The organism is Aeromicrobium yanjiei (assembly GCF_009649075.1).
Lineage (GTDB): Bacteria > Actinomycetota > Actinomycetes > Propionibacteriales > Nocardioidaceae > Aeromicrobium > Aeromicrobium yanjiei.
Map to the genome: position 1 here is coordinate 1184866 of NZ_CP045737.1, position 10869 is coordinate 1195734.

Below are 10869 nucleotides of genomic sequence, written 5' to 3' on the forward strand. Positions count from 1 at the left end.
CCGTCAGCTGCTGCGGCGCAGGCTCTGCGAGAGCCGCTCGGCCGCGGCGACGACTGCGGGGGCGTGCATGCGGCCGGGCTGGCGGGTGAGGCGCTCGAGCGGGCCGGAGACCGAGACCGCTGCGACGACCTTGCCGGAGGGTGAGCGGACGGGCGCCGACACCGACCCCACACCGTTCTCGCGCTCGCCGACGCTCTGGGCCCAGCCGCGACGGCGTACGGCGGACAGCTCGGCGGCGGAGAAGGTGGCCTTGAGCAGCCCCTTGTTCATGCGCTCGGGATCCTCCCAGGACAGCAGCACCTGAGCGGCCGAGCCGGCGCTCATGGTCAGCTGACCGCCGACGGGGATCGAGTCCCGCAGACCGGTGGGGCGATCCGCGGCCGCGACGCAGACCCGGAAGTCGCCCTGGCGGCGGAACAGCTGGGCCGACTCGCCCGTGATGTCACGCAACCGGGCCAGGACGGGGCCGGCTGCCGCCAGCAGGCGGTCCTCGCCGGCCGCCGCGGCGAGCTCGCCGAGCCGGGGTCCGAGGATGAACCTTCCTTGCATGTCGCGGGCGACGAGCCGATGATGTTCGAGAGCGACGGCGAGGCGATGCGCGGTCGGTCGGGCGAGGCCGGTGCTGGCCACGAGGCCTGCGAGTGTCGCCGGTCCGGGCTCGAGCGCTGCGAGCACCATGGCCGCTTTGTCGAGAACGCCGACTCCGCTAGAGTTGTCCATGTCTTGATACTGCCGTATCGCATTGTGAGACGCAAGCGGCGAGATCGCCGAGCTACGAACCCACAGCCCCGCATGCGGGGGACCCCGAGGAGAGCGCCATGGGCAAGACACTTGCCGAGAAGATCTGGGAAGAGCACGTCGTACGCCGTCACGAGGGCGAGCCGGACCTCCTCTACATCGATCTTCACCTCATCCACGAGGTCACGAGCCCGCAGGCGTTCGACGGTCTGCGCCTCTCCGGCCGTACGGTTCGTCGCCCCGACCTGACCCTCGCGACCGAGGACCACAACATCCCGACGACCGACTTGGACAAGCCGATCGCGGATCTCGTGTCGCGCACGCAGGTCGAGACGCTGCGCCGCAACTGCGAGGAGTTCGGCGTCCGGCTGCACCCCATGGGCGACATCGACCAAGGCATCGTCCACGTCGTCGGTCCCCAGCTCGGCCTGACCCAGCCGGGCATGACGATCGTGTGCGGCGACTCGCACACCTCGACCCACGGCGCGTTCGGCTCGATCGCGTTCGGGATCGGGACGTCCGAGGTCGAGCACGTCCTTGCGACGCAGTCCCTGTCGCAGGCCAAGCCCAAGATGATGGCCGTCGAGGTCGTCGGCGAGCTGCCGGCCGGTTCGACCGCCAAGGACCTGATCCTCGCGCTGATCACCCAGGAGACCACCGGCGGCGGCCAGGGCTACATCGTGGAGTACCGCGGCGAGGCGATCCGCAAGCTGTCGATGGAAGCCCGCATGACGATCTGCAACATGTCGATCGAGTGGGGCGCCAAGGCCGGGCTCATCGCGCCCGACCAGACGACGTACGACTACCTCAAGGGCCGCCCGTCGGCCCCGACCGGTGCCGACTGGGACGCGGCGGTCGCGCACTGGGACAGCCTGGTCACCGACGAGGACGCCGAGTTCGACAAGGTCATCACGATCGACGCCTCGACGATCACGCCGTTCGTCACCTGGGGCACCAACCCCGGTCAGGGCGTCGCGCTGTCGGGCAACGTCCCCGACCCGGCCACGTTCGAGGACGACAACGAGCGGGTCGCCGCCGAGAACGCCCTGCGGTACATGGGGCTCGAGGCCGGCACCCCGATGAAGGACATCAAGGTCGACACGGTCTTCATCGGCTCCTGCACCAACGGACGCATCGAGGACCTGCGCGTCGCAGCCGACCTGATCAAGGGTCACAAGGTCGCCGACGACACCCGCATCCTCGTGGTGCCGGGCTCGGTGCGCGTACGTCTGCAGGCCGAGCAGGAGGGCCTCGACGTGATCTTCAAGGACGCGGGCGCCGAGTGGCGCGGAGCGGGCTGCTCGATGTGCCTCGGCATGAACCCCGACCAGCTCGTCCCGGGGGAGCGCAGCGCGTCGACGTCCAACCGCAACTTCGAGGGACGCCAGGGCAAGGGCGGGCGTACGCACCTCGTGTCGCCCGACGTCGCCGTCGCGACCGGCGTGCTCGGCCACCTGGCCGGGCCGGCCGACCTCGCTCAGCTCGAGAAGGCAGGAGCCTGACCATGGAGAAGTTCTCGTCCCACACCGGCGTCGGTGCACCGCTGCGCCGCAGCAATGTCGACACCGACCAGATCATCCCGGCGGTCTGGCTCAAGAAGGTCACCCGCGACGGCTTCGAGGAGGGATTGTTCTCCGCGTGGCGCAACGACCCCGACTTCGTCCTCAACCAGCACGCGTACAAGGACGCGACGGTCCTGGTCGCGGGTCCCGACTTCGGCACGGGCTCGTCGCGTGAGCACGCGGTCTGGGCGCTGCAGAACTACGGCTTCAAGGTCGTCATCTCGCCGCGCTTCGCCGACATCTTCCGGGGCAACTCGGGCAAGGCCGGGCTGCTCGCCGCGCAGGTCGACGAGAAGGTCGTCCAGCGACTGTGGGACTACCTCGACGAGAACCCGGGTGCGTCCATCACGGTCGACCTGGAGACCCGGACGGTCAAGGCGGGTGAGGGCGTCGATGCGATCGAGGACTCGTTCACGATCGACGACTACACGCGCTGGCGCCTGCTGGAGGGCCTCGACGACGTGGGGATCACGCTGAGCCACGAGGACGACATCGTCGCGTACGAAGCCGCCCGCCCCTCCTTCAAGCCCGCCACCCTCTAACCCCCACCGCTGACGCGCGCCTCCGGTCCGCCGAGGCGCGCCCCCGGTCCGCCGAGGGGAGCCTCCGGTCCGCCGAGGGGAGCCCCCGGTCCGCCGAGGGGAGCCCCCGGTCCGCCGAGGCGCGCCTCCGGTACGCCGCGAAGCGGACGGAACCCTCCCGTCACCGGACGGAACCCTCCCGTCACCGGACGGAACCCGCGCGTCAGCGGACGTGAGGCGCGCGTCAGCGGACGTGAGGCGCGCGTCGGCGGACGGGAGGCGCGCGTCGGCGGACGGGAGGCGCGCGTCAGCGGACGGGAGGCGCGCGTCAGCGGGCGGGAGGCGCGCGTCGGCGGACGTGAGGCGCGCGTCAGCGGACGGGAGGCGCGCGTCAGCGGACGGGAGGCGCGCTTCAGCGGGGGGTGGGGAAGATGCTGATCGAGGAGGCGGTGTCGGTGGGGCCGTCGGTCTCGACGAAGACCCGCTGGCCGATCCGCAGGTGGCGGATGTGGTCGGCGAGGGACTCGGCAGCGAACGTGATCGACATGCCCTGGTCGGTCAGCAGATGACCTGATCGGGTCGTCTCGTCGAAGCTCGCCACGGTGCCCTGCATGTCCCACACCCTAGTCCCGAGCACTCGGGACTAGGCTCCCCTCATGGAGCGTCGTCACTTCCCGAAGACCTTGCGGGTCATCGTGTTCTTCCTTCGGCCCGTGCTGATGCTGATCACCAAGCGTGACTGGCAGGGCCAGGACAAGCTCCCCACGGGCGGATACGTGCTGGCGCCCAACCACCTCTCGCACCTCGACCCGTTCCTGATCTCGCACTTCATGGTCGACCAAGGCATCCCGCCGCGGTTCCTCGCCAAGGACACGTTGATGTCGCTGCCCGTGGCCGGCCGCATCCTGCGCAACGCCGAGCAGATCCCGGTCTACCGCAGCACCGCGGGCGCGGCGGAGTCGCTGCGCGCCGCGATCGCCGCGGTCGAGGCAGGCAGCGTCGTCACGATCTACCCCGAGGGGACGATCACCCGCGATCCGGCGGCGTGGCCGATGTCCGGGCGTACGGGAGCGGTGCGCGTGGCGCTGGCCACCGGCCGACCGCTCGTCCCGGTCATGCAGTGGGGACCGCAGGAGATCCTGTGGCCCTACACGAAGCGCCCGCGATTCTTCCCCCGCAAGACGATCCACGTCCGGGTCGGCGATCCGCTCGATCTCTCCGAGCTCGAGGGCAAGCCGCTCACCGAGGAGCTGCTCTCCAAGGCGACCTCCCAGCTGATGGACGCCCTGACTGAGATGATGGCCGAGGTGCGCGGCGAGGTACCCTCGACGCCCCGCATCGACGTGCACGCACTGAGCAGGCCCAAGACCAAGTACCAGGGCTGAGCCCTCCAACAGATGGGAATCGTGAATGGCGCAGATCGCCGTGATGGGCGCAGGATCCTGGGGAACTGCGTTCGCCCTGGTGCTGGCTGACGCCGGCAACGACGTACGCCTCTGGGGCCGTCGGCCCGAGCTCTGCGACACGATCAACGACAAGCACGAGAACTCGGAGTACCTGCCGGGCGTCGAGCTCCCCGAGGCGATCTCGGCGACCCCCGATCCTGCGGACGCCCTTGCCGGCGCGGAGGTCGTCGTCCTGGCCGTCCCGTCGCAGCAGCTGCGCTCCAACCTGGAGTCGTGGGCCGAGCACATCCCCGCCGACGCGATCCTCGTCAGCCTCATGAAGGGTGTCGAGCTCGGCACCCACAAGCGCATGAGCGAGGTCATCGCCGAGCTGACCGGAGCGGGCCCCGAGCGGATCGCCGTCGTCTCCGGGCCCAACCTCGCCCGGGAGATCGCCAACCGTGAGCCCGCCGCGAGCGTCGTGGCGTGCGAGGACCAGTCGGTCGCGGAGCACCTGCAGAAGCTCATGCACTCCGCGGCGTTCCGCCCCTACTCGATGACGGACGTCGTGGGCTGCGAGCTGGCCGGCACCGCCAAGAACATCATCGGCCTCGCCGTCGGCGTGTGCGTGGGCCTCGGCTTCGGCGACAACACCAAGGCGTCGGTGATCACTCGCGGCCTGGCCGAGACCGCGCGCCTCGGCGTCGCGATCGGCGCGGACCCCGTCACGTTCATGGGACTGGCCGGCATGGGTGACCTCGTCGCGACGTGCTCGTCGCCGCTGTCCCGCAACCGGACGTTCGGTGAGAAGCTCGGCGAGGGCATGAGCGTCGAGGAGGTCACCTCCCAGACACGTCAGGTGGCCGAGGGGGTGAAGTCCTGCCAGTCCGTCAGCGAGCTCGCGAAGATCAACGGCGTCGAGATGCCGATCGTCGAGCACGTCGCAGCGCTGGTGGCAGGCGAGCTGAGCCCCGACGAGCTCGTGCGCCGGCTCATCTCGCGCCAGGCCAAGCCCGAGACCGTCTGACCGCTCCGCGCTCCGTCAGGAGCAGGCTGCGAGGACGTTCTGGATGTCGGCCCACAGGTCGTCGACGTCCTCGATGCCGACCGAGAACCGGATCAGTCCCTCAGGGACGCTCTCCGGCTCGCCCGCGTGGCGACGCCGGCGCTCCCACGTCGACTCCACGCCGCCGAGGCTCGTGGCGTACGTGATGATCTCGCTCTGCTCGGTCATCTTCTGGGCGACCGCTGCGCCGCCCTCGACCTCGAAGGCGATCATCGTGCCGAAGCCCGGATAGCGGCTGCGGGTCACCTGAGGGGCCGCGGAGAGCCGTTCGTGCAGCTCGCGGGCATTGGCCTCGGCCCGCTCCAGGCGCACGTGCAGGGTGCGGACGCCGCGGGTGGCCAGCCAGGTCTCCATGGCCCCCGGGATCGCGCCGAGCACCGAGCGGCGCTTCTCGATCGCGGTGAAGGCCCGGTCGTCGTTGGTGACGACCGCCCCGAGGATGAGATCGCTGTGACCTGCGAGCAGCTTGGACGCCGAGTGCACGACGAAGTCGGCGCCCAGGTCGAGTGGTCGCTGCCGCAGGGGAGTCGCGAACGTGTTGTCGACCGCGACCACGGCACCGGCCTCGGCGGCGGCGCGGGCGATCGTCTCGATGTCGGCGACCTCGAGGGCAGGGTTGGTCGGTGACTCGATCCACACCAGCGCGGCTCCCTCGAGCGCGGCGAGCACCTGCTGGGTGTCGTGGATGTCGACGAGCCTCAGGTCGATCTGGTCACGGCGGTTGCGCTCGACGAGCTGCTCGATCGTGCCGTAGTACGCGTGCCGGGGTGCCACGACGATCGACTTCGCGGGCACCAGGTCGAACAGCGCGCCGGAGGCTGCGACCCCGGAGGAGAAGGCCAGGGCACGTCCCCCCTCGAGGGCGCCCAGCACCGCCTCGAAGGAGTCCCACGTGGGATTGCCGGCCCGTCCGTACTCGGATCCGCCGCCCGGCACGAGGGCGCTGGCCATCGTGATCGGCGCGTTGAGCGGTCCCCCCGGGACCCTGTCCGGACGCCCCGCGGAGACTGCGAGGGTCGCGGGCGAGAGATCGTGTCCATGCATCGATCCATTGTGCACCGAACGATAAGGTGCTGGGCAATGAGCCTCGTCAACGATTCCCTCGACAAGCCCCGTCTGGCCGTGATCTTCGGCGGCCGATCCAGCGAGCACGGCGTGTCCTGCCTCACCGCGCGCGAGATCCTCGCGGTCATCGACCGCGACCGCTACCACGTGGTGCCGATCGGCATCACCCGCGACGGCGCCTGGGTCCACGAGACCGCGGAGTGGGACGGCGTCCCGGCCGGCACCCTGCCGTCGGTGCGCGACGACCGGCCCCCGTTCGCGTGGGAGGGCCTGCGTGACATCGACGTGGCGTTCCCCGTGCTGCACGGCCCGTGGGGCGAGGACGGCACGATCCAAGGGCTCCTCGAGATGGCCGACGTCCGCTACGTCGGCGCGGGCGTGCTCGCGAGCGCGGTCAGCATGGACAAGCCGTTCACCAAGACGGTGTTCTCCGCCGCGGGCCTGCCCCAGCTGCCCTACGTCACGATCCGTCCCTGGGAGTGGAAGCAGGAGCGGTCGAAGGTCGAGGACCGCATCCGCGCCCTCGGGCTGCCGGTGTTCGTCAAGCCCGCACGTGCCGGCTCGAGCTCGGGCGTCATGATGGTCGACTCCTGGGACGTCCTCGAGACCGCGGTCCTGACCGCGCGCGAGTTCGACCCCAAGGTCATCGTGGAGTCCGCCGCCCGGGGCAAGCGCGAGCTGGAGTGTGCCGTGATCCAGCGGCCCACCGGCAAGCCGACCGCGAGCGTCGTCGGCGAGATCACGGTCGCCGAGGAGTCCGAGCACGAGTTCTACGACTTCGAGGCCAAATATCTCGACGGCACGAGCAGCAACGTCGTGCCGGCCGACATCTCGGTGACGCTGAGCGAGCGCATCCGGGCGTACGCCGTGCAGGCCTTCGAGGCCGTGGGCTGCGAGGGCCTGGCCCGGGTCGACTTCTTCCTGACGGACGACGGCCTGGTCATCAACGAGATCAACACGATGCCTGGATTCACGCCGTACTCGATGTTCCCGCGGCTCTGGGAGGCCAGCGGCGTCCGGTACGCAGATCTGGTCGACCGGCTCATCCAGCTCGGGTTGCAGCGCGACAAGGGCCTGCGCTGACCGACCGCACCGCCAGGCACTAGACGCAGGGCTTGACCAGGGGATCGTGCTTGGTGATGGACGGTGCCAGGTCGGCGAGGGCGTCGGCCTGGGGGTCGTAGGCGTTCGGCACCTCGACGCTGACGAAGAACGTGCGGCCGATCGTGGTGAACAGATATCCGTCGGACGTCGTCTCGACGAACCAGCCGACGTCCTTGACCGGATAGCACTCCGACGACGGGGTCAGGTCGGCCGGCTTCTCGACCCCGCAGCGCATGATGATGGGCGGCGCTCCCCAGGCGACTGCATTGTCACCGTCGACCCGGATCGTGTCCTCACCCGCGACCTCACGGGGCGCGTCGGCGAACAGGGCCTGGCAGTCGACGTCGGTGCCCGGCTCGGTCGGGTAGGCGTCGACGCCGAGGCCCGGGCTGCAGGCGGACACGGTCAGCAGCGCGCCCAGCAGGACGCCGCCGGGCAGGAACGAGCGCATGGCTCAGATGCGCACGATCGGGCAGGTCAGCGTGCGCGTGATGCCCGGGACGGTCTGGATCCGGGACACGACCAGCGAGCCGAGCTCGTCCATCGAGGGACCCTCCGCGCGGGCGATGACGTCGTACGGACCGGTGACGTCCTCGGCGAGGGTCACACCGGGGATCTCACCGATCGCCACGGCGACGTCGGCGGCCTTGCCTACCTCGGTCTGGACGAGGATGTAAGCCTGAACGGCCATCGGGTGCTCCTTCGGTGTGACGGGGACTGTGCCACGCTACCGGATGTCGCGCGGAGATCGAGTCCCGGCTGCGAGAAGATGGACCCATGAACGCGAGCGCGACGAACGACCCCACGATCGGCGACATCGGGGAGTTCGGCCTCATCGACCGGTTGCGCGAGCGGATCGGCCACAACCGCCACGTGCTGCTGGGCCCGGGCGACGACGCCGCCCACGTGTCGACCCAGGACGGGACCTTCCTCGTGTCGTCGGACCTCCTCATCGAGGGACGGCACTTCCGCCGTGACTGGTCGTCCCCGCGCGACATCGGGCGCAAGGCCGCGGCCTGCAATCTCTCCGACATCAGCGCGATGGGCGGGGTCGCCACCGCGCTCACGGTGGGCTTCGGCGCGCCCGCCGACCTGCCGGTCTCATGGGCCCTGGAGATGGTGCGGGGCTTCGAGGACGAGTGCGCCCACGTCGGTGCCCACATCGTCGGTGGCGACGTCACGGAGTCGGACAAGATCATCATCGCGGTCACCGCGATGGGCGATGCCGCCCGTCCTGTCCGCAGGTCCGGGGCGCTGCCGGGCGACTACGTCGCGTACTCGGGCCAGCTCGGCCTGGCCGGCGCAGGGTTCGCGACGCTCAGCCGCGGCTTCCGCTCGCCCAAGGCGGCCGTCGAGGCCCACCGCGTGCCGAGCCCGCCGTACGCCGCGGGTCCTCAAGCGGCGGGTGTGGGTGCGACCTCGATGACCGACGTGAGCGACGGCCTGCTCGCCGACCTCGGCCACATCGCGGACGCGAGCGGGGTCGCGATCGACCTGGACTCCCACCTGATCGTCGTGCCGGAGCCGGTCGCGACCGTCTCCGAGGCGCTCGGGCGCAACGCGATGGACTTCATGCTGACCGGCGGTGACGACTACGCCCTCGTCGCGACGTTCAGCTCCGAGACCACGGTCCCGGCCGGCTGGACCCGCATCGGGCAGGTCGCCGACGGCAGCGGCGTGACGGTCGACGGAGCTCCCTACGAGGGCGCTTCGGGCCACCAGCACTTCCGCTGACTCAGTCCTGGATCCGGGCGAACGGCTGGGCCGCCTCGAGCTCGTACGCGATCTCGAGCAGGGTCTGCTCGTCGCCGTGATCGGCCGAGAAGTGGATGCCGACCGGCATGTCGGCCGACGAGCGTCCGAGCGGGAGCGAGATGGCGGGGCCGCCCGACGCGTTGTTGAGCGGGGTGAACGCCGCGTACTGCACGAGCCGATGGAACATCAGCGAGAACGGCTCGACCGCGGGGGAGAGGTAGCCGAGCTCGGGAGTCGTGTAGCCGAGCGTCGGTGACACGATCAGGTCGACGTCGTCGAAGGCTGCACGATATGCGCGCGTCGAGCGCTTGAGGCCCGTGATCGCCATGGGCGTGCGCCAGGCCTGGCGCACGAAACGCCTGGCCAGCCCGCGGGTCAGCGGGTCCGTCAACGTCTTGTCGAAGTCCGGGCCCATCACCTGTCGGCCGAAGTGCTGGGTCGAGAAGGCGAGCAGCGCCCAGTAGTGCTTGAAGTCCTCCATGAACCGGTGGTCCACGGGCAGCCCGACCTCCATGACGTCGTGACCCAGCGAGCCCAGCAGGTCCGCGGTCGCGAGCACCGCCTTGCGGGTGTCCTCGTCGGTGGGGATGCCGGTCACCGAGTCGAGGATGAGGCCGATGCGCAGTCGTCGGTCGGAGGGGCCCTCGACGAGTCCGAGGGGGCGGAGGTCGGGAGCGGGCCGGTACGCCTGGGTCGCGGCGAGGAAGTGCGCGGTGTCGCGGACGGTCCGGGTGAGGACGCCGTTCGAGATGATGTCGATCGGCAGGCTGGCGGCCTCCGCGGCGGCGGCGACGCGGTCACGGGTCGGCTTGAGGCCCACCAGCCCGCAGGCCGCGGCGGGGATGCGGATCGAGCCACCGCCGTCGTTCGCGTGAGCGATCGGCACCACCCCGGACGCGACCAGGGCGGCCGAGCCCCCGGACGAGGCGCCCGCCGAGTAGCCCGTGTGCCACGGGTTGCGGGTCGGTGGCAGTGTCGCGTACTCGGTCGTCGCGTTGAAGCCGAACTCGGGCATCGTCGACTTGCCGAGCACCGTCAGCCCCGTCGACAGCAGCTGTTCGGTGAACGGTGCGTGGGCGGGGGCCGGGCGGGCCCGCACCGCGAGCGAGCCTTGGTCCGACGGCAGCCCCGCGACGTCGGTGTTGTCCTTGACGAACGTCGGAACGCCCGCGAGCGCACCGGCCGGCTCGGCGGCGAGGGCGGCGAGGGCGCGCTCGTAGTCGGGCCGCTGGATCGCGTTCAGCAGCGGGTTGACCCGCTCCGCGCGGGCGATCGCCGCCTCGGCGGCCTCGCGCGCGCTGATGTCGCCTGCAGCAACGGCAGCGGCGACCCCGACAGAGTCGAGGTCGCCGAGTGCGTCGTCGCCGAAGGCATGGACACGGGGCGTCATCTCGTCGTTCACGAGATGACTGTAGGTTCACCCCGATCAGGTGAACAGGGCCCAGTGTCCGGGCACAGCCAGCCTCAGCGGCTGACCTTGCCTGCCTTCAGGCACGAGGTGCAGACGTTGACGCGCTGCGGGGTGCCGTTGATCACCGCGCGCACGCGCTGGATGTTGGGATCGAAACGACGCTTCGTGCGTCGGTGCGAGTGGGAGACGTTGTGGCCGAAACCAGGTCCCTTGGCACACACATCACAGACCGCAGCCATGGCGAACTCCTGAAACTTGAGAC

At 70.4% G+C, this 10869-nt stretch carries 14 protein-coding genes; 7 read left to right on the top strand and 7 right to left on the bottom strand.

The features are described from left to right. Window positions 1–3: 3 nt before the first annotated feature. Entirely contained in the window at window positions 4–720 is a 717-nt protein-coding gene (locus GEV26_RS05945; protein ID WP_153652209.1) for an IclR family transcriptional regulator, read from the bottom strand. 98 nt (window positions 721–818) lie between these two features. Here GEV26_RS05945 and leuC point away from each other — a divergent pair, with 98 nt between their 5' ends. Genes leuC through GEV26_RS18220 form a run of 3 tightly spaced genes read left to right on the top strand, consistent with a single transcriptional unit; the run spans window position 819 to window position 3259 of the window. Then, complete coding sequence (gene leuC, locus GEV26_RS05950; RefSeq protein ID WP_153652210.1) at window positions 819–2240, top strand: 3-isopropylmalate dehydratase large subunit; 1422 nt, start codon at window positions 819–821, stop codon at window positions 2238–2240. Between the two features lie 2 nt (window positions 2241–2242). Next, the gene (leuD, locus tag GEV26_RS05955) at window positions 2243–2842 is read left to right on the top strand and encodes a 3-isopropylmalate dehydratase small subunit (RefSeq protein ID WP_153652211.1); all 600 of its coding nucleotides are present in this window, start codon (window positions 2243–2245) and stop codon (window positions 2840–2842) included. A gap of 9 nt (window positions 2843–2851) precedes the next feature. After that, the gene (locus GEV26_RS18220) at window positions 2852–3259 is read left to right on the top strand and encodes a hypothetical protein (protein WP_424923851.1); all 408 of its coding nucleotides are present in this window, start codon (window positions 2852–2854) and stop codon (window positions 3257–3259) included. Here the strand turns inward: GEV26_RS18220 and GEV26_RS05960 are convergent. Further along, window positions 3234–3434, bottom strand: coding sequence for a hypothetical protein (locus GEV26_RS05960; protein ID WP_208431031.1), 201 nt, complete (start codon window positions 3432–3434; stop codon window positions 3234–3236). The genes GEV26_RS18220 and GEV26_RS05960 overlap by 26 nt on opposite strands. Window positions 3435–3477: 43 nt before the next feature. On the opposite strand from GEV26_RS05960, the gene GEV26_RS05965 reads away from it, so the two are divergent. Both GEV26_RS05965 and GEV26_RS05970 read left to right on the top strand, forming a co-directional pair. After that, window positions 3478–4206 (top strand): lysophospholipid acyltransferase family protein, encoded by a 729-nt coding sequence (locus tag GEV26_RS05965; protein WP_153652213.1) that lies wholly within the window; start codon window positions 3478–3480, stop codon window positions 4204–4206. Window positions 4207–4231: 25 nt separating this feature from the next. Next, entirely contained in the window at window positions 4232–5233 is a 1002-nt protein-coding gene (locus GEV26_RS05970; protein ID WP_153652214.1) for an NAD(P)H-dependent glycerol-3-phosphate dehydrogenase, read from the top strand. Between the two features lie 15 nt (window positions 5234–5248). On the opposite strand, the gene GEV26_RS05975 is transcribed toward GEV26_RS05970, so the two are convergent. After that, window positions 5249–6316, bottom strand: coding sequence for a trans-sulfuration enzyme family protein (locus GEV26_RS05975; RefSeq protein WP_153652215.1), 1068 nt, complete (start codon window positions 6314–6316; stop codon window positions 5249–5251). Window positions 6317–6352: 36 nt separating this feature from the next. On the opposite strand from GEV26_RS05975, the gene GEV26_RS05980 reads away from it, so the two are divergent. Beyond that, window positions 6353–7420, top strand: a complete 1068-nt coding sequence (locus GEV26_RS05980; protein ID WP_153652216.1) for a D-alanine--D-alanine ligase family protein — start codon at window positions 6353–6355, stop codon at window positions 7418–7420. Window positions 7421–7439: 19 nt separating this feature from the next. On the opposite strand, the gene GEV26_RS05985 is transcribed toward GEV26_RS05980, so the two are convergent. Both GEV26_RS05985 and GEV26_RS05990 read right to left on the bottom strand, forming a co-directional pair. Beyond that, a complete protein-coding gene (locus tag GEV26_RS05985; RefSeq protein WP_153652217.1) occupies window positions 7440–7892 on the bottom strand; it encodes a DUF3515 domain-containing protein in 453 nt (150 codons plus the stop codon). Window positions 7893–7895: 3 nt separating this feature from the next. Next, on the bottom strand, window positions 7896–8132 hold the full coding sequence (locus tag GEV26_RS05990) for an Lrp/AsnC family transcriptional regulator (RefSeq protein WP_153652218.1): 237 nt from the start codon (window positions 8130–8132) through the stop codon (window positions 7896–7898). A gap of 86 nt (window positions 8133–8218) precedes the next feature. Here GEV26_RS05990 and GEV26_RS05995 point away from each other — a divergent pair, with 86 nt between their 5' ends. Next, window positions 8219–9175: a thiamine-phosphate kinase gene (locus GEV26_RS05995; protein WP_153652219.1), complete on the top strand. Its 957-nt coding sequence runs from the start codon at window positions 8219–8221 to the stop codon at window positions 9173–9175. Window position 9176: 1 nt separating this feature from the next. Here the strand turns inward: GEV26_RS05995 and GEV26_RS06000 are convergent, their stop codons facing one another. Next, a complete protein-coding gene (locus GEV26_RS06000) occupies window positions 9177–10598 on the bottom strand; it encodes an amidase (protein ID WP_243838960.1) in 1422 nt (473 codons plus the stop codon). Between the two features lie 62 nt (window positions 10599–10660). Continuing rightward, complete coding sequence (rpmB, locus tag GEV26_RS06005) at window positions 10661–10846, bottom strand: 50S ribosomal protein L28 (protein ID WP_108577479.1); 186 nt, start codon at window positions 10844–10846, stop codon at window positions 10661–10663. Window positions 10847–10869: the final 23 nt, after the last annotated feature.

Excerpts from the sequence above, each read along its gene's own strand:
- GEV26_RS05980 (WP_153652216.1), top strand. The coding sequence starts at position 6,353 with ATGAGCCTCGTCAACGATTCCCTCGACAAGCCCCGTCTGGCCGTGATC.
- GEV26_RS05975 (WP_153652215.1), bottom strand. The coding sequence starts at position 6,316 with ATGCATGGACACGATCTCTCGCCCGCGACCCTCGCAGTCTCCGCGGGG.
- GEV26_RS05990 (WP_153652218.1), bottom strand. The coding sequence starts at position 8,132 with ATGGCCGTTCAGGCTTACATCCTCGTCCAGACCGAGGTAGGCAAGGCC.
- GEV26_RS05960 (WP_208431031.1), bottom strand. The coding sequence starts at position 3,434 with ATGCAGGGCACCGTGGCGAGCTTCGACGAGACGACCCGATCAGGTCAT.
- GEV26_RS05995 (WP_153652219.1), top strand. The coding sequence starts at position 8,219 with ATGAACGCGAGCGCGACGAACGACCCCACGATCGGCGACATCGGGGAG.
- GEV26_RS05965 (WP_153652213.1), top strand. The coding sequence starts at position 3,478 with ATGGAGCGTCGTCACTTCCCGAAGACCTTGCGGGTCATCGTGTTCTTC.
- GEV26_RS05970 (WP_153652214.1), top strand. The coding sequence starts at position 4,232 with ATGGCGCAGATCGCCGTGATGGGCGCAGGATCCTGGGGAACTGCGTTC.
- GEV26_RS05985 (WP_153652217.1), bottom strand. The coding sequence starts at position 7,892 with ATGCGCTCGTTCCTGCCCGGCGGCGTCCTGCTGGGCGCGCTGCTGACC.
- rpmB (WP_108577479.1), bottom strand. The coding sequence starts at position 10,846 with ATGGCTGCGGTCTGTGATGTGTGTGCCAAGGGACCTGGTTTCGGCCAC.
- leuC (WP_153652210.1), top strand. The coding sequence starts at position 819 with ATGGGCAAGACACTTGCCGAGAAGATCTGGGAAGAGCACGTCGTACGC.
- GEV26_RS05945 (WP_153652209.1), bottom strand. The coding sequence starts at position 720 with ATGGACAACTCTAGCGGAGTCGGCGTTCTCGACAAAGCGGCCATGGTG.
- leuD (WP_153652211.1), top strand. The coding sequence starts at position 2,243 with ATGGAGAAGTTCTCGTCCCACACCGGCGTCGGTGCACCGCTGCGCCGC.